The sequence below is a fragment of the Amycolatopsis sp. NPDC047767 genome, from assembly GCF_040704195.1.
Lineage (GTDB): Bacteria > Actinomycetota > Actinomycetes > Mycobacteriales > Pseudonocardiaceae > Amycolatopsis.
Genome location: NZ_JBEYSJ010000015.1, coordinates 178,899 through 196,672 on the forward strand (window position 1 = coordinate 178,899; position 17,774 = coordinate 196,672).

The window sequence follows — 17,774 nt, forward strand, 5'->3', positions numbered from 1 at the left end:
ACCTACAGCCATGATCGACGGATTCGTCCCCTGGCCCCCCGACACCGCCGAGCGCTACCACTCCGCCGGGACCTGGGCCGGTGAGACGCTGGGCGCCCTGCTCCGCGCCGAAGCCGCGCGGACCCCGGACAACGTCGCCCTGCTCGACGGCGACCGGTCTTTCACCTACGCCGAGCTCGACGGCTGGGTCGACCGCCTCGCCGGCGGCTTCTCCGCCGCCGGCCTCAGCGCGGGCGACCGCGTCGTGCTCCAGCTGCCCAACATCGCCGAGCACGTGGCGGTCTCGTTCGCGTTCTTCCGCCTCGGCGTGCTCCCGGTCTTCACGCTGCCCAACCACCGCATGGCCGAGCTGGACCACATCTGCGGCCTCACCGGCGCGGCCGCCTACGTCACGATCGAGCGGTTCCTCGGGTACGACCACCGCGGTCTCGCGAAGGCCTTGCAGGCCAAGCACGAATCGCTGCGGCACGTGTTCGTGGTCGGCGACCCGGGCGATTTCTCCCCGCTGCCCGAAGCACCCTCGGCTCCGGACACGCCGGGGCCGGACGCCTCGGACGTCGCCTTCTTCCTGCTTTCCGGCGGGACCACGGCGCTGCCGAAGCTGATCCCGCGCACTCACGACGACTACGTCTACCAAGCGCGCACGGCCGCGGAGATCTGCGAGTACACCGCGGAAACCCGCTACCTCGCCACGCTGCCGATCGCCTTCAACTTCACCTGGGGCTGCCCCGGCGTCGTGGGCGCGCTCGCGAACGGCGCGGCGATCGTGCTGAGCACCGTGCCCGACCCGCAGGTGTGCTTCCCGCTGATCGCCCGCCACGGCGTCACCACGACGTCGATCGTGCCGACCATCGCGCACTCCTGGGTCGGCGCCGCGCCGGAGCACCGTGACAGTCTCGCGTCGCTGGAGCTGGTGCAGGTCGGCAGCGCGGTGCTGCACCGCACGCTCGCCGAGGAGATCGAACCGGTCCTCACCGCGCGCCTGCAGCAGGTGTTCGGCATGTCCGAGGGCCTGCTGTGCCTCACGCGCCGCACGGACTCGCCGGAAACCGTGCTCTCCACGCAGGGACTGCCGATCTCGAAGCACGACGAGCTGCGCGTGGTCGACCTCGAAGGCAACGAGGTCCCCGCCGGCGAGGCGGGCGAACTGCTCACCCGCGGTCCGTACACGCTGCGCGGCTACTACCGCGCCGAGCAGCACAACGCGGGCGCGTTCACCGAGGACGGCTTCTACCGGACCGGCGATCTCGTGCGGGTCACCGAATCCGGCCACGTCGTGGTCGCGGGCCGCGCGAAGGACGTCATCGTCCGCGGCGGCGACAAGGTCTCCGCCGCCGAGCTCGAAGGGCACCTGACCAGCCACGACCGGATCGAGCAGGCCGCCGTGGTGCCGATGGCCGACGAGGTCCTGGGCGAGCGCACCTGCGCGGTGCTCATCCCGGACGGCACCCCGCCCACGCTCGGCGAGCTGCGGCGCTACCTGCGCGACCGCGGGCTGGCGTCGTACAAGTTCCCGGACCGGGTCGTGACCGTCGAGGCGTTCCCGAAGAGCGGGCTGGGCAAGGTGGACAAGAAGGTGCTCGTGAAGCAGCTCGGCCTCGACGCCCCGCCCGCCCCGGACGGCGCCGGGCCCGAACCCGAACTGGCCGGTGCCCGGGACGCCGCCCGGTCGTGAGCCAGACAGCGGCCGACCGCGTGCTGAACGTCCACCCGAGCCGGGGCAGCCTGCTCGGCGAGGAGGAAGCCGCCGCCGTCATCGAAGTGCTCCGCTCCGACGCACCGCTGTCGATGGGGCCGGTGCGCGAAGAGTTCGAGCACGCCTTCGCGCGGCACGTCGGCGCCGCGCACGCCCTGACGGTGACCAGCGGGACCGTGGCGCTGGAGTTCGCGATCCGCCTGCTGGACCTGCGGGCGGGCGACGAGGTCGTGGTGACGCCGCAGACCTACCACGCCACCGCGCAGCCGCTGCTCGCCACGGGCGCGACGGTGCGGTTCTGCGACGTGGCACCGGACAGCCTCAACATGGACCCGGACGTGCTGGAAACGCTGGTGAACGAGCGCACCAAGGCCGTGATCCTCGTCCACTACGGCGGCAACCCCGCCGACATGGACCGGATCGCCGCGATCGCGGCGGCGCACGGCGCCCTCGTGGTGGAGGACTGCGCGCACGCGCTCGGCGCCGAGTACCGCGGCCGCCGTCCCGGCTCGCTCGCCGACCTGTCGTGCTTCAGCTTCCAGGCGTCCAAGAACATCACCACCCTCGGCGAAGGCGGCATGGTGTGCACGCCGTCGGCCGAGCTGGCGCGGCGGATCGACCGCATCCGTTCCAACGCGGTCGACGGGTCCTTCACCCCGGCCGTGCTGCGCGAGGCACCGGCGGCGCTGCCGTGGATGGCGTACTCCGCCTACGCGTACGAGGAGGACTGCACGGCGCTGCGCGGCAGCGGAACGAACGCCGCGCTGTCCGAGGTCGCCTGCGCGGTCGGGCTGGTGCAGCTCGGCCGCTTGCCCGAGTTCGTCGCCCGCCGGCGCGCCATCGCGGCGGAGCTCGACGACGTCTGCCGCCGCTTCGGCGCGGTGCCGCTGACCGCCGCGGCCGGGTCGGTGCACCCGTACCACCTCTACACCGCGCTCGTCCCGGGCGAGGGCCGGCGCGACCGGGTGCTCGACGCCCTGGACCGCACCGGCACCCCCGCGCAGCTGCGGTACCACCCGGTGCACCTGCTGCCCGAGTGGCGGCTGCGCGGCCACCGCGAAGGCGAGTGCCCCGTCGCGGAACGGCTGTGGTTCGGCGAGCACCTCAACCTCCCCTGCCACCCCGCACTGACCGACGCGCAGGTCGAACTGGTCTGCGCGAACCTGGGCGCCGCGCTGAGCGGACAGGACTTCACCGCCCATCGAGAGAAGGAACCGTCGTGCCCCTGATCCAGGTCAGCCTCTACGAGGACCAGCTCACCGCCGACACCCGCAAGGCCTTGATCGAAGAGCTCACCGAGGCCGTGGTCCGGGCGTTCGGCCCCGAAAAACGCGACGTGACGTGGGTGACCCTCACCGGGGTCCCTCGCGACCAGTGGGGAATCGGAGGTACCCCCGGATGACGACCACCGACGAGCGGGCGACCGGCGTGGCGCGGCCCGCCGCCGACCCGACGATCGAGCTCGACGGGCGCAACCTGTCGCTGGCCGCCGTGCGGCGCGTCGCGACCCGGCCCGGCCGGCAGCGGGTCACCCTGTCGGCCGCGGCGGCCGAGCGGATGACCGCGTCGCAGGAGTCGAAGGACCGCATCGTCGCCTCCGGCATCCCGATCTACGGCGTCACGACCGGCTTCGGCGACAGCAGCGGCCGGCAGGTCAGCGCGGACAAAGCCGCGGCGCTGCAGGAGAACCTGCTGCGGTTCCTGCGCGTCGGCACCGGCGCCGCCGCGCCCGACGAGGTCGTGCGCGCCACCATGCTGATCCGCGCGAACAGCGCCGCCCGCGGCACCTCGGGCATCCGGCTGGAGCCGGTGGAGCTGATCCTTTCCCTGCTGCAGCACGATCTGCTGCCGGTGATCCCCGAACGCGGGTCCGTCGGGGCCAGTGGTGACCTCGCGCCGCTGAGCTACCTCGCGGCCGCGCTGACCGGCGAGGGCACGCTGTGCCGCCAGGGCCGGGCGCTCGACGCGGCAGACGCCCTCCGGGCCGCCGGGCTCGCCTCCGTTTCCTTGCGGGCCAAAGAAGGGCTCGCCCTCGTGAACGGGACCTCGTTCATGGCGGGCTACGCCGCGCTGGCGATCGCCGAGGCGGCCGAGCTGGCGTGGGCCGCGGAGCTGTGCACCGCACTGTCCACAGAGGTCCGCCGCGGCAGCCGGGACCAGTTCACCGCGTTCCCGCACGAGCACAAACCGCACCCGGGCCAGCTGGGGAGCGCCGCGAGCGTGTACCGGATGCTGGCCGGCTCGCCCGCCGTGGTCAGCGACGTCGACCTCGTCGGTCCGGGCTCCAGCGACGAACGCCGGTACCTCGAGCTCGAACGCCGCATCCAGGACCCGTACTCGATCCGCTGCGCCCCGCACGTGATCGGCGTGCTGCGCGACACCCTCACCTGGGCCGAGGACTGGCTGACCACCGAGATCAACTCGTCCAACGACAATCCGCTCTTCGACGCGGACACCGACACCGTGCACTACAGCGGCAACTTCTACGGCGGCCACGTCGCCCAGGCGACCCAGGCGGTGTCCACCGCGGCGGCCGGCATCGCCGACCTGCTCGACCGGCAGCTGGCCATCCTCGTCGACGAGAAGTTCAGCTACCGGCTGACCCCGAACCTGGTCGTGCCGACCGCGCCGGACGACCCGGAGGCGGGCCTGCACCACGGGTTCAAGGGCGCGCAGATCGCCGCGTCCGCGCTCACGGCCGAGGCCCTGCACCTGACGACGCCGATGAGCTCGTTCTCCCGCTCGACCGAGGCGCACAACCAGGACAAGGTCAGCATGGGCACGATCGCCGCCCGCCACGCGCACACCGTCGTGCACCTGACGAGCCAGGTCACCGCCATCCACCTGCTCGCGCTGTGCCAGGCGGCGGACCTGAGCGGCGTCGATCAGCTCGGCGGGGCGACGCGCGCGGCGCACACGTACGTGCGCGGGCACTCCGATTTCCTGGCCGCCGACCGGCCACTCGACACCGAGATCGAAGCCGTCGCCGCGCTCGTGCGCAGCGGCGAGCTCCGGCGCGCCGTCCACCACCACGTCTGACGGGCCGGGAGGAGCCGTCATGCCGAACCCCGCCGCGCTGTTCGCGCCCGCCCGCATCGTGCGGCGCGACCGGCCGGACGGCACCGTGCTGCTCGAGTCGGCCCGGCAGCTGGAGGCGTACCCCGCGTCCGTGGCCGGCCACCTGCGCCACTGGGCCGCGGTCGACCCCGCACGAACGCTCGTGGCCGAACGAGGACCGGACGGCGAGTGGACGCAGTGCACCTACGGCGAGGCCGCCGTGGCGACGGCCGCGATCGGGCAGGCTCTGCTCGATCGCGGCCTGTCGGCGCGGCGGCCGCTGCTGATCCTTTCGGGCAACTCCACCGGGCACCTGCTGATGACCCTCGGGGCGCTCGGCGCGGGCATCCCCGTGGCGCCGGTCAGCGTGGCGTATTCGTTGCTGAGCAAGGATCACGCGCGGATCCGGGCGATCTCCGAACTGGTGCGGCCCGGTGCCGTCTACGCCGAGGACGCTCAGCGGTTCGGCCCCGCCCTTGCCGCGCTGGGTGCCCCGGTGGTCATTTCCGTTCGCGGTGGTCCGGCCGAGCACTCGCTCACGTCATTGCGCGGCACCGTTCCGTCGGCCGCGATGGAGGCGGCGTACGCGGCGGTCACCGGCTCGACGGTCGCGAAGATCCTGTTCACCTCGGGCTCGACCGGCGCGCCGAAGGGAGTCGTGACCACGCACGGCATGCTGTGCGCCAATCAGCAGATGATGCGCCAGGTGTGGCCGTTCCTCGCCGAGGAGCGGCCGGTGCTGCTCGACTGGCTGCCGTGGAGCCACACGTTCGGCGGCAACCACAACGTGAACCTGGTGCTGGCCAACGGCGGCACCCTGTTCCTCGACGACGGCCGTCCCGCGCCCGACCTGTTCGGCCGCACCCTGGCCAACCTGCGCGACGTCTCCCCGACCATCGCGTTCAACGTCCCCGCCGGCTACGCGCAACTGGTGCCGGCCCTGGAAACCGACCGCCGGCTCGCAGAACGGTTCTTCGCACGGCTGCGGCTCGCGTTCAACGCCGCCGCGGCCCTGCCGCCCGCTCTGCGTACCCGGCTGGAGGCCCTCGGCCGCGCGGTCACCGGCCGGGACGTGCCCGTGACCGGCTCGTGGGGCACCACCGAAACGTCCCCCGCTTCCACCAGCGCGCACTACCCGTTCACCGATCCGCGGTGCATCGGCGTTCCGCTGCCGGGGGTGACGGTGAAGCTCGTGCCGACGGAGCCGGGCACCTTCGAGATCCGCGTCCGCGGCCCGCACGTGACCCCGGGTTACCTGGACCGTCCGGACCTCAGCGAGGCCGCGTTCGACGCCGAAGGGTTCTACTGCCCCGGCGACGCCGTCGCGTTCGCCGGCGGGACCGACCCCGGCCTGGTGTACCGCGGCCGGCTGGCGGAGGACTTCAAGCTCTCCACCGGCACGTTCGTCCGAGTCGAGGCCGTCCGCACCGCGCTCCTGTCGGCCACGCCGATCCTCGCGGACGCCGTGATCACCGGCGAGGACCGCGACGAGGTGTGCGCCCTGGCGTGGCTCAACGCGGCCGAGACCGCCCGGGTGCTCGGCGCCGTCCCATCCCCGGCCGGCGAGATCGTGCACTCCCCCGCGCTGGCCGACCACCTGGGCCCGGCCTTGGCACAGCTCAACCGCGCCGCCGGCTCGGCCTCCCGCGTCCGGCGGCTGCTGGTGCTGGCCCGCCCGGCGGACCTGGACTCAGGCGAGATCACGGACAAGGGCTACGTGAACCAGCGACGGGTGCTCGCGGCGCGAGCTGCGCTGGTTTCTCAGCTCTACGCGGATCCCCTGCCGGACACCGTGATCACGCCGTCGCCGGCGAGATAAGGCAACCTCAGACCTTTCCGCAACGGCACGATATCCCCGACACCACAATGAGTTGTCTTTTCCAACTCACTCTGGGACGGTGGTGAAAGTCCCCCACCGCAAGGGAGACGGGAACGGAGAACAGGGATGAGTTCGGACACGGTCTTGGTCACCGGAGCGACCGGGCGGCACGGGGGCACCGGCGCGCACGTGGTGCGGCGGTTGCTGGAGAGCGGGATTCCGGTGCGGGCCTTGGTCCGCGGGCACGATGAGCGGTCCGAGCGGGTGGCCGCGCTCGGGGCCGAGGTCGTGGTCGGCGATCTGAACGACTACCGGACGCTGGTGCCGGCGTTGGACGGCGTGGCGCAGGCGTACCTCACCTACCCGGTCGACGCCGGGATCGTCCAGGCCGCGGCGAACTACGCGGAGGCGGTGCGCGAAACGGGCGGAAACCCGCGGACCGTCGTGATGTCGATGGGCCCGTCGACGCGTACGCATCCGAGCCACCTCGGCCGGGGCCAGTGGCTGTCGGAGGAAGTGCTGCAGTGGGCCGGGCTGGACGTGACGATCCTGCGCATGGCCGCGGTGTTCCACGAGGACCTGCCGTTGTTCTCGACGCAGTCGGTGCGCCACGAGAGCGTGATCCGCAACTGCTTCGCGGAAAAGCCGGTGAGCTGGCTGAACGCGCTCGACGCCGCCGAGTTCTGCGTCGCGGCCCTGCTGCACCCGGAACTGTTCGCCGGCGCGCCGGTGCACTACCTGCCCGGCCCGGAGTTCTTCGACTTCCACCAGGTCGCCAAGGTGTTCAGCGACGTGCTCGGCCGGCCGGTCCACTTCGAACCGGTCAGCCGCGAAGCCTGGGAGAAGGAGCTGCTCGACCTGGCCGCCTCGCCGCAGGCGGGCCTGCTCAAGGCCGACATGTCGCGCCACATCACCGCGTGCGGCTACGCCGTCGCCGAGGGGCTGGAGCGCGGCAACACGAAGTACACCGACACCGACGCGTTCCGGCGCATCACCGGCCGCACCCCGACCACCCTGCACGACTACCTCACCGAACACGCGGCCGTCTTCCGCTGACCCGCCGCGCACGTCGCGGTCAGCCCGAGGTGCGGTTGGCCGCGTCGGGTGTTCACTGGCCACAGTGGTCCTCCCGAGTGGGTGTGACTTTCGTTCGGCGCTCGCACGACCGCCGTCATACGCGGGCCGGCGGGCGCGGCCTAACGTCGGCCGCAGCACGCGAAGGGACACCGCCACGATGGACAGCGACCTCATTCCGAAGCCCGTGAACGACGGCGGGCTGTGGGCCGACGACCTGCACGAAGGGATGCCGTTCCGGTCCGTGACCCACGCCGTGACCGAAGAGCAGATCGTCGCCTTCGCGACGGCGTTCGACCCGCAGCTCTACCACCTCGACGGCGAAGGCGCGCGCGGCACGTTCTTCGACGGCCTCGTCGCGAGCGGCTGGCACACGGCGGCGATCACCATGCGCCTGCTGGTCACCTCCGCGCTGCCGCTCGCCACGGGGATCGTCGGGGCGGCCATCGACCTGGCCTGGCCGTCGGCGGCGCGCGCGGGCGACCTGCTGCACGTCGAGGGGCAGATCGACAAGCTCACCTTCTCGCGGTCGCGGCCCTCGCGCGCCACCGTGCTGATGTCGTACAAGACGGAGAACCAGGACGGCGACGTCCGGCAGAGCACGTCCGCGCGCGTCCTGGCCTTCCGGCGGCCCGGGCGTTAGGCGAGCGGCGAGAACACCAGGCTGCCGTTGTGCCCGCCGAAGCCGAAGCTGTTGGACAGCACCGGGCCCGGCGTCCACGGCGTCAGCGACCGGGCCACGTCGACGTCCAGCGCGGGGTCCTGTGTGGACAGTCCGAGCGTCGGCGGGATCAGCTCGTGCGCCATCGTCAGTGCGACGGCGACGGCCTCCACCGCGCCGGCCGAGCCGAACGAGTGTCCGGTGGCGCCCTTGATGCTGGTCACCAGCGGCCGGGAGGCGCCGAACACGCGGCGGATGGCGCGCGCTTCGGCCGCGTCGTTGAGGGCGGTCGACGTGCCGTGGGCGTTGATGTGCGTGATGTCCTGCGAGGTGTAGCCGGCGTCCTCGATCGCCATGCGCATGCAGCGCTCGGCGCCCGCACCGTCGGGGGCGGGCGCGGTGACGTGGTAGGCGTCGGCGGTCGAGGCGGTGCCGTCGATGGTCAGGTAGATGCTCGCGCCACGCTCCAAGGCGAGCTCCAGCGGTTCGAGCACGAGGATGCCGGCCGCCTCAGACGCGGCGAGGCCGTCTCTGTCCACATCGAACGGACGCGAGATCCCACTGCGGCTCAGCGCGCGCATGTTGGTGAACCCGGCCACGCACACGGGCGTGAGGCTGGAGTCGCTGCCACCCGCGAGCACGAGGTCGGCGCCGCCCGAGGCGATGAGCTTGGCACCCGCGGCGATCGCATCGGTGCCGGCCGCGCAGGCCGTGGTGATCACCGACGCACTGCCCTGGAAGCCGTAGCGGATGCTGAGCGCGGCGGCGCCGGCGTTCGGCATCGTCATGGGCACCGTGTGCGGGGAGACCTTGCGTTCCCCGTGCGCGGCCAGGACCCCGGCCTGCGACTCCAGTGTGGACACACCGCCGATGCCCGTGCCGAGCGAGACGGCGGCGCGTTCGGCATCGCGCACCGCCACCGTCGGCTCGATCTCGCCGGTCAGCAGCCCCGCGTCCGCCAGCGCCTCGTCGGCGGCCGCGACCGCCATCTGCGTCGCGAGGTCCGCCGTGCGCGCCGCCTTGTGCGACATCCAGCGCCGCGGGTCGAAGCCGCTGAGCCGCCGCACGTTCGCCGCGGCGGCCGGACGCGACAGCCCGTCCCAGAACTCCTTCACGCCGATGCCGGCCGGCGACACGACACCGATCCCGGTCACCGCGACGCGCCGGTTGAGGGCTGGCTTCATGCACGTGCTCCTTCGAAAACAGGCCCGAGCTCTGGCTAGGCTTTTGCACAGTCAGGTGTAGTCTACGGGACGACGGCGCCGGAGCCGCACCGACCGAACTCAGGTCACACCGGCGGTTGACGAGTGAGTTGCATTGCGCAACCCTGAGGGCACGCAGCAACTTCACCGGAGAAGGAAAGCAGGCGGGACCGTGCTTGTCGGCATCTACAACGAGTACAGCGCGAAAGGCAGCTTCCGCGACCTGGCCGACGACGTCGTCGCCTACGAACGCGCCGGCGCGGACATCGCCTACGTCGCCGAGGTGTACACGTTCGACGCGGTGAGCCAGCTCGGCGCGCTCGCGGCGCTCACGAGCACCATCCGCATCGGCTCGGCGATCCTGCCGATCTACACGCGCACGCCGTCGCTGATCGCGATGACCGCCGCGGGCCTGGACCACGTGAGCGACGGCCGGTTCATCCTCGGCCTCGGCGCGTCGGGCCCGCAGGTGATCGAAGGGTTCCACGGCGTCCCCTACACCGCGCCGCTCGGGCGCACGCGCGAGGTCGTCGAGATCTGCCGCCAGGTCTGGCGGCGCGAACGCGTCGTGCACCAGGGCAAGCACTACCGCATCCCGCTGCCCGAGGACGAGGGCACCGGCCTGGGTAAGCCGCTCAAGCTGATCAACACGCCGGTGCGCAGCCGGATCCCGATCCTGATCGCGTCGATCGGGCCCCGGAACGTCGCCATGACCGCGGAGCTCGCGGACATCTGGCAGCCGTTCTTCTTCCTGCCGGAGAAGGCGAAGGACGTCTGGGGCCAGTCACTGGCCGACGGCGCTGCGAAGCGCGCCGACGACCTGCCTCCGCTGCAGATCGAGGCCCAGGCGGTCTTCCGCGTCACCGACGATCCGCAGCCGATGCTGGACGCGATGCGCCCGACGCTCGCGCTGTACATCGGCGGCATGGGCGCGAAGGGCCGCAACTTCTACAACGACCTCGTCCGCCGCTACGGCTTCGAGGCCGAGGCGGAGAAGATCCAGGACCTCTACCTCGCGGGCAAGAAGCAGGAAGCGGAAGCGGCGGTCCCGGAAGAGCTGCTCCGCTCGATCTCGTTGATCGGCCCCGAAAGCCACGTCCGCGAGCGCATCGCCGCGTACCGGGAAGCCGGCGTCACCACGCTCACCATCACCCCGGCCGGTGCGACGCGCGACGAGCGGGCCGGCGTCGTCGAGCAGTTCCGTGCACTGGTGGACGAGAGCTGACGATGCCACCGTCATTCACGAGCCTGGTCGAATCGGGCCTCACCGCGGCGGATCTGCTGGCGGCCGGGGCGCCCGGCGCGGTGTTCGACAGCGCGGTCACCGACTGGCCGGGCCTGTCCCGCGAGCAGGCCGCGACCCTGCTCGCCGCGGAAACGACCGGGGTCGAGCACTCCGCGATCACCGAACGGTTCACCGGCAGGCGCGCCGAGGGCCTGATGCTCACCGGCGAGGTCGAGGGCGAGCCCATCCGGCAGATCCTCCTGGCCACCACCGACGAATCCGGGCGCTTGACCGCGGTCAAGAGCTTCCTCAACGCCACGCAGCCGTTCACCACGTTGCGAAACCGCGCGAAGGCCGCGTTCGACGACGTTCCGCCCGAGGCCTGGGCGGTGCCGCGGCTCCCGCCGGACACCGGCGAGTACTCGGCCAAGCCCAACCACCAGTACAGCCCGGCACTCAGCTTCCACAGCCCGATCCTGCGCAAGAGCGTCTCCCCCGAACCGCTGGCGAGCCGCGTCCTCGGCCACGCGACGTCGGTCTACGGCGCCCGGGACTGGAGCGAGCTCAGCCTGGACCGCGGCGACCGCCGCATCGGCTACTTCACCGGCGACATCCAGGGCAAGCCCGTCTCGATCGCGTCCGTGATGCGCTTCGACGACGACGGGCTGGTCGACGTCCTCGCCTGCTCCCGCCCCTGGTCCTCGGCGGTGGCGATCTACTCGCGCATCAAGGCCCGCCTCGGCGAGGAGCTCGGCCCCGACTATTTCTGGGCCGCTCAGCCGGACTACGACGGCTACCTCTGACCCGGGGAACCGCCGTGCCGCCACCACGGCGTGGTGGTAGACCGCCCGCGGGCACAACACCCTGGGGTTTGCCCGACCTGCTGCGGCCGATCACGAACGCTCGGCGGCGTTCCGGCAGCGGCTGAGGAGCGCCCACGGTGAGCTGAGCGTCGTAGGTGCGCACCGAGATCTCGTGGAGCTGGTGGCGGGCGACCGCATCGCACGTCCGCGGCGACTACGAAGTGCCCCACCACCTCCATCCGCCGGAATCAGCGCCCCCGCAACGGGTTCCTCCGGCTCGGCGTAGGCGTGCAGCAGCGGCAGGAGCGAGTACTGCTTCTGCTTCTCCGGCAACGCGCGGATCGCCGTCTCGAACCGCCCAGTACGCGTGATCCGGGCCGGCGTCGCGCAGCGCGGCCAGCCAGGCCACCAGGGCCGCCCGTTCGCGAGATTCCGCCCGGCGGCGACCACCGCGCGCGGAACCACGTGTGGTAGTCCTCGACGCGGCTGATCCGGTGGCCGGCGGCGACCAGCCAGTCCACATAGGTGTCGAGCGAGACGCCGTCCTCGTGCGAGTTCAGCACGTTGTAGGTCCGGTAGCCTTCGGTCTCCAGGCCGAGCGCCGTGATCGCCTCGGCGGTGAAGTCCACGGGCAGCCCGTCGAAGTGCGCCGGCCCCGGTCCACTGTAGAACGAGCGCGGCGCGATGCCCGTGACGATCAGGCTCAGCACCAGGCGCGTGAACATGTCGGGCACGTTCAGCTGCCCGGTGTAACGGCTGTGCGCCAGGATCAGGTCCGAGCGGAACGTGGTCACCGGCAGGTCCACCGCATCGTTGGCCTCGCGCAGCAGCACCTCCCCCGCCCACTTGCTGGTGCCGTAACCGTTGGCGTAGCTGTCGTCGAGTGTCTTCGAAGGACTCGTCTCGCGGATGTCCGACACCTCGTCGCCCGACGCGGCCTGCGCGGCCACGGCGAACGTCGACAGGTAGGTGATCGGCTTGAGCCGCGCGGTGATCGCGAGCCGGATCAGCTCCGCGGTGCCCACGACGTTGGGGCCGAAGAGCTGGTCGTAGGGCAGCACGTGGTTGACCAGCGCGGCCGGGTGCACGATGAGGTCGACGGTGTCGGCCAGCAGCTGCCACACCGGCTCCTCCAGGCCCAGGTCGGCCGAGCCGATGTCGCCCGCCAGCACCTCCAGGTGGCCGGCGGCCAGCTCACGGAAGTGCTGCAGCAGCGCGATGTCGCCCGTGTCGAACGCCTCCTCGAGCCGCGCGTACGCCGCTTCCGCGGTGCGCCCGCGCACGAGGCAGACGAGTTTGCCGCCGGTTTCGGCAAGGCGTTCCAGCCATTCCAGGCAGAGGAAGCGGCCGAGGTACCCGTTGGCTCCGGTCAGCAGGACCGTGCGCACGGTTCCGGTGGCACGCGGCAGGTTCTTCGCCAACGCCAGGGTCTCGGCGTCGACGAACTTGCCGAGCGTGAGGTCGGCGGCGTGGACGACGGTGCTCCCGGCGCCGTGCACGGTGGCGAACGTCGGCCGCTTCACACCCGGCTGCCGCGCGTCCTCGATGTGCCGGGCGATCGCGCGCAGGTCGTTGGCCGGGCTGATCACCACGTCGACCGGAACGTCGACGCCGAAGATGTCGCGCAGCAGGTTCGAGAACGACAGCGCCGACAGCGAGTCACCGCCGAGGTCGCTGAAGCGCGCGTCCGGACCCAGTTCCGCCGCCGACGCGCCGAGCAGCGCCTCCGCCGCGCGCGCCACGGTCTCCACCACCGGCCGGTCAACTCCGAGCTGCCGCAGCTCCCGCAGCTCACTGCCTTCGCGGTCGGCGATCTCGGCGTACAGCGCTTCCAGGCGCTCTCCGTAGTGCTTCTTCAACGCCGGGCGCTGCAGCTTCTTGATCCCGGTGAGCAGTCCGTTGACGGTGCTGAACGGCTCGGTCTCGACCAGGAAGTCGCGCGGGATCTCGTACGAGTTGAGCTCGGCCTCCTTGGCCGCCTGCTGCAGTGAATCGCTCAGCCGGCGCTTCAGCGCGGCGGGGTCGCCCTCGGCGAGCGCGGCCCGCGTCGGCACGATCACCGCGAGCAGGTGCGAGCGCTCGCTGCTGCCGTAGACGTAGATCTGCTCCACCAGCGGGGCCGCCGCGAACACGGCCTCCAGTTTGGACACCGCGACGAACTCGCCCTGCGACAGCTTCAGCACGTTCTTGCGCCGGTCGACGTACACGAGCTCGCCCGAGCTGTGCTCCGCCATGATGTCGCCGGTGTGGTAGTAGCCCTCGGCGTCGAACACCTCGGCCGTGGTGTCCGGCCGGCGGTAGTACCCGGTGACGAGCGTGCCGCCCTGGACCACCAGCTCGCCTCGCGGGTGCGGCAGGTCGGTGGAGAAGTAGCCGAGCTCCGGCGCGTCGAGCAGCCGGTAGCCGGACACCCGGTGCGGCCACATCTTCCCGTCGAGCATGACCACACCGCCGGTTTCGGTGGCACCGTAGCCGTCGTGCATCGGGACGTGCAGCAGGGACTCCATAAACGTGGTCAGCTCCGCCGAAAGCGGCGCGGACCCGAAGCCGGCCCACAGGATCCGGCCGCCGAGCGTCTTCTCGCGCAGCTCGGTCTTCACCTCTTCGTCGAGGCCTTCGCGGAACCCACCGGCGGCGATGCGGCCGTCGAGCTCGCTGCGGTAGTGCTGGAACAGCATTTCGCAGATCCGCGGCACGACCAGCAGCTCGGTCGGGCGCACCAGCGAGTAGTCCTCCAGCATGGTGGACAGGTCGCTCTTGCCCACCAGGTAGACGGTGCCACCGCACCCCAGCGTGCTGGCCATCACGTTCTGGCCGACGACGTGGCTCATCGGCAGGAAGTCGAGCACGATCGCGGGGTTGTCGCGGCCGGGCATGAAATCGCGCCACAGCTCGCGGGAGACGCGCTCGGTGTACATGGCGCCCTTGGGTGTGCCCGTGCTGCCCGAGGTGTAGATGAGCATCGCGAGCGGATCGGGGTCGGCGAGGTCGGCGGTGGCGAGCGGCGCGGCCGGCAGCGCGCAGCCGCGTCCGACGACGGCGGGCAGGACGTCGAGCACGACGTCACTGCCGGCCTCGGAAAGCCGGGCGCGCGCCGCGTCGACGCTGTCGCGGTGTGCGTCGACCTCGGCGGTGTAGTCGAAGACCACGAGCCGCAGCACCGACGGGCTCGCGAGGACGAGGTCGACCGCCGGGCCGAGGTACTCCGGGCTCGCCACGAGCACCTTGGCGCCGGTCTCCTCGATGATGGGCTTGAGCGTGCCGGCGGCGGCTCCGGCCTGCAGGGGCACGGAAACCGCGCCCAGCCGGACGCAGGCGAGCTCGACCGCGACGTAGTCGGAGCTGACGAAACCCAGCGTGGCCACGAAATCGCCCCGGCGCAGCGGCGTGTGCGGGTCGTGGTGCCATTCGCTCGCGACGGCGGTCGCGCGGGCCCAGAGGTCGCCGTAGCTGATCGTCTCGAAGCGTGGCAGCAACCGGACCTCGGTCCGGCCCGTGGCCGGGTCGGTGAAGGTCTCCCGCGCGCGCTCGCCCAGCGCGGGCCGGTCGGCGTAGCCCGCCATGACGGCGGCCACGCTCTCCGCCAGCGACAGGCCCGGCCGGAACGCCGCCTCGCGGACGTCGGCCCGGGGAATCGCGTCGCGAACCTGTGAATCGTTTTCGCACAGCTGCGCCGTCCGCTGCTCGTACTGCCCCCGGGCGTCTTGTGGATGAATGGTGGTCATGACTTTCCTCCCCGAAAGCGAGTGGCCGGCCGGGATTCCGGCCGCGAAGTGGGTTGAGAAACAAAACCTACTACGGGGTGGAAAGTTTTTGCCATCCCCGAATGTGATCTTGAGGGCGCCGTGTCCTATTGGTCGGGAAAAAAGATCAAGTATTCTTTCCGCCCGGCGAAATTCCCGGAAACGGGCAGCACAAAGGCCGTCCTGACCACTCTGCCAGGACGGTTTTTCGTGAATGAATCGCGCTTTTCGATTGGCGTTTTCGGCAAATCCGGTGAACGGACCACCGTCGGCAGAAGATCGGCGCGGCGAACGAACCGGTCAGGCCGACGCTGTTTCCGAGCGACGGCGGGCGGCCGTGTGCCGCACGAAGGCCACGGTCGGAACCGCCATGACCACGAGGACGACTCCGCCCACGAGCAGTCCCACGTGGACAGCGTCGGTGAACGCGGAGGCCACGGAACTCGTGACCGTGGTCGTCAAGGAAGCCGGGACTCCGGCGGTGCTGCCGCCGTGGCTCGCACCGTCCACGATCCGGCGCGTCACCCCGACGGGCACCCGGGCGTCGAGGAGCCGGTCGGACAGGTTCTTCGGGAACTTCGTCGTGACGATCGTGCCCAGCACACTCGGGCCGAGGACACTGCCCAGCTGCCGGAACATGTTCACCGCGGCGCTGGCCATACCCGCCTGCTGCGTGGGGACGCTGTTCACCGCGGCCGCGGTCGAGGGCGCCACGAGCAGCCCGGAACCGAACCCGACGATCAGCAGGCCGGGCCACACCTGCCCGAACCCCGGCGTCGGCCCCGTGACCAGAAGCAGCAGCGCGCCGGCCCCCATGATCACCAGTCCGCCGGTGAGCATGGTGACGAAGCCGATGCGCCGCACGAGCCGGGCGGCCACGGCGCTGACCACGATGTAGGTGCCGAACATGACCAGCATCCGCACGCCGGTGGCCAGCGCGCCGAGGTGCTGCACGCGTTCCAGATAAAGCACGCTCACCAGCGAGATCCCGACGAAGCCGAACATCGTGGTGGTCGCGACCCCCATGACCGCCGCGAACGAGGAACTCTTGAACAGCCGCAGGTCCAGCATCGGGTCGTGGTGTCGCAGCTCGACGCGGACGAACGCCGCGAGCGACACCGCGAAAACCACGTACACGGCGATGATCTGTGCGGCCGCGTAGCCGACGGACCCGCCTTCGATGATCGCGTAGGTCGCCGACGCGACGACGATCGTGCCCAGCACCACGCCGGCCGGGTCGAGCCGCCGGGTCGGGTGCTTGCTCTCCGCCACCAGCACCGGCGTCAGCGCGATCGCGACGACGCCGAGCACGACGTTGGTCAGGAACACCGCGTGCCAGCTCGAGTGGTCGAGGAGGATCCCTGCCACCGGCGGCCCGATCGCCAGCCCCAGCCCCGAACAGCTCGCCCACACGCTGATCGCGCTCGTGCGTTCGCGCGGATCGGTGAAGGAGTGGCTGACGATCGACAGGCTGGCGGGCAGGATCGCGGCGCCGCCGACGCCCATGAGCGCCTGGGCCGCGATCAGCAGGCCCGCGCTGTCGGAGAAGAACGCCAGGGCGCTGCTCGCGGCGAACACCACCACCCCGGCGAGGAACACGGCGCGGCGGCCGATCAGGTCGCCCAGCGTGCCCGCCGTGAGCACCAGGCTCACCACGACGAGCGTGTACGCGCTGCTGACCCACACCAGCTGAGCCGACGACGTGTGCAGATCGGACTGGATGGCCGGCAGTGCGGAGATCATCGACGAGACGTTGACGAACGCCATCATCACGCCGAGACAGACCACCGCCAGCGCCCACCACCGGCCGCGCGAGGGAGCTTCGGTTCCGGGTCTCGCGGCCCCTGACCTGGCCATGGCCACCTGCTGACTTTCCAAAGACATAGCCAGCACGCTAGCAGCCTGACTATGGTGAACGCTAGACAGGTACAGTGTCGGTCATGGCACACACACAGGAGCCCGAGGCGGACCTTCCCGTCGTGACGCGGGTCGGCGGGTTCGTCGACCGCGACGCGTGGACCGCCGAGGGCTGGTGCAAGATCGAGCGCGCGCTGGAGCTCGTCGGCACGCGGTCGGCGATGATCCTGCTGCGCGAGGCGTTCTACGGCGGCCGGCGCTTCGACGAGCTCACCCGGCGCACCGGGCTGAGCGACGCCGTCGCGGCGAAACGGCTCAAGCAGCTCGTGGACGACGGCCTGCTGCGCCAGCAGCCCTACCGCGAGCCCGGGTCGCGCACCCGCCACGAGTACGTGCTGACCGAGCGGGGCCGCTCGCTGTTCCCCGTGGTGGTCGCGATGATGAGCTGGGGCGCCACGTTGGCGGGCCCGACCGGCGGTGTCGAGCTGGTGCACGCCGGCTGCGGGGAACCGCTTCTCGCCGCCGTCCGCTGCGCGGCGGGCCACGACGTGACCATGGCGGACACCGAGGCGCGGATCTCTCGCGAGGCCAAGCGGACGCGGCGGGCGTAGCCTCCCCCGGCTGTCGCGAATGGACC

Annotated in this window: 13 protein-coding genes; 10 read left to right on the plus strand and 3 right to left on the minus strand. The window is 71.4% G+C overall.

From position 1 onward, the window contains the following. Positions 1-10: 10 nt before the first annotated feature. The 7 genes from AB0878_RS26485 to AB0878_RS26515 all read left to right on the plus strand — a co-directional run bounded on the left by AB0878_RS26485 (position 11) and on the right by AB0878_RS26515 (position 8,289). On the plus strand, positions 11-1,675 hold the full coding sequence (locus AB0878_RS26485; RefSeq protein WP_366582932.1) for an AMP-binding protein: 1,665 nt from the start codon (positions 11-13) through the stop codon (positions 1,673-1,675). After that, a complete protein-coding gene (locus AB0878_RS26490) occupies positions 1,672-2,925 on the plus strand; it encodes a DegT/DnrJ/EryC1/StrS family aminotransferase (protein ID WP_366582933.1) in 1,254 nt (417 codons plus the stop codon). The genes AB0878_RS26485 and AB0878_RS26490 overlap by 4 nt, the downstream gene beginning before the upstream one ends. Beyond that, a complete protein-coding gene (locus AB0878_RS26495) occupies positions 2,916-3,098 on the plus strand; it encodes a tautomerase family protein (protein ID WP_366582934.1) in 183 nt (60 codons plus the stop codon). The genes AB0878_RS26490 and AB0878_RS26495 overlap by 10 nt, the downstream gene beginning before the upstream one ends. Next, complete coding sequence (locus AB0878_RS26500) at positions 3,095-4,735, plus strand: aromatic amino acid ammonia-lyase (RefSeq protein WP_366582935.1); 1,641 nt, start codon at positions 3,095-3,097, stop codon at positions 4,733-4,735. The genes AB0878_RS26495 and AB0878_RS26500 overlap by 4 nt, the downstream gene beginning before the upstream one ends. 19 nt (positions 4,736-4,754) lie before the next feature. Then, on the plus strand, positions 4,755-6,572 hold the full coding sequence (locus AB0878_RS26505) for a feruloyl-CoA synthase (protein WP_366582936.1): 1,818 nt from the start codon (positions 4,755-4,757) through the stop codon (positions 6,570-6,572). A 126-nt stretch (positions 6,573-6,698) separates the two neighbouring features. Then, positions 6,699-7,628: an NmrA family NAD(P)-binding protein gene (locus tag AB0878_RS26510; protein WP_366582937.1), complete on the plus strand. Its 930-nt coding sequence runs from the start codon at positions 6,699-6,701 to the stop codon at positions 7,626-7,628. Positions 7,629-7,806: 178 nt separating this feature from the next. Further along, the gene (locus AB0878_RS26515; protein ID WP_366582938.1) at positions 7,807-8,289 is read left to right on the plus strand and encodes a MaoC/PaaZ C-terminal domain-containing protein; all 483 of its coding nucleotides are present in this window, start codon (positions 7,807-7,809) and stop codon (positions 8,287-8,289) included. Here AB0878_RS26515 and AB0878_RS26520 read toward each other — a convergent pair. Continuing rightward, positions 8,286-9,491 (minus strand): beta-ketoacyl-[acyl-carrier-protein] synthase family protein, encoded by a 1,206-nt coding sequence (locus tag AB0878_RS26520; RefSeq protein ID WP_366582939.1) that lies wholly within the window; start codon positions 9,489-9,491, stop codon positions 8,286-8,288. The two genes, AB0878_RS26515 and AB0878_RS26520, sit on opposite strands and share 4 nt — an antisense overlap. A 190-nt stretch (positions 9,492-9,681) precedes the next feature. Between AB0878_RS26520 and AB0878_RS26525 the strand changes: the two genes are divergently transcribed. Both AB0878_RS26525 and AB0878_RS26530 read left to right on the plus strand, forming a co-directional pair. Continuing rightward, entirely contained in the window at positions 9,682-10,734 is a 1,053-nt protein-coding gene (locus AB0878_RS26525) for an LLM class F420-dependent oxidoreductase (protein WP_366582940.1), read from the plus strand. A gap of 2 nt (positions 10,735-10,736) precedes the next feature. Then, positions 10,737-11,537: a hypothetical protein gene (locus AB0878_RS26530; RefSeq protein WP_366582941.1), complete on the plus strand. Its 801-nt coding sequence runs from the start codon at positions 10,737-10,739 to the stop codon at positions 11,535-11,537. Between the two features lie 248 nt (positions 11,538-11,785). Here AB0878_RS26530 and car read toward each other — a convergent pair whose 3' ends face one another. Both car and AB0878_RS26540 read right to left on the minus strand, forming a co-directional pair. Further along, positions 11,786-15,262 (minus strand): carboxylic acid reductase, encoded by a 3,477-nt coding sequence (gene car, locus AB0878_RS26535; protein WP_366582942.1) that lies wholly within the window; start codon positions 15,260-15,262, stop codon positions 11,786-11,788. Positions 15,263-15,580: 318 nt separating this feature from the next. After that, the gene (locus AB0878_RS26540) at positions 15,581-17,164 is read right to left on the minus strand and encodes an MFS transporter (protein WP_366582943.1); all 1,584 of its coding nucleotides are present in this window, start codon (positions 17,162-17,164) and stop codon (positions 15,581-15,583) included. Positions 17,165-17,220: 56 nt separating this feature from the next. On the opposite strand from AB0878_RS26540, the gene AB0878_RS26545 reads away from it, so the two are divergent. Next, entirely contained in the window at positions 17,221-17,748 is a 528-nt protein-coding gene (locus tag AB0878_RS26545) for a helix-turn-helix domain-containing protein (protein ID WP_366582944.1), read from the plus strand. Positions 17,749-17,774: the final 26 nt, after the last annotated feature.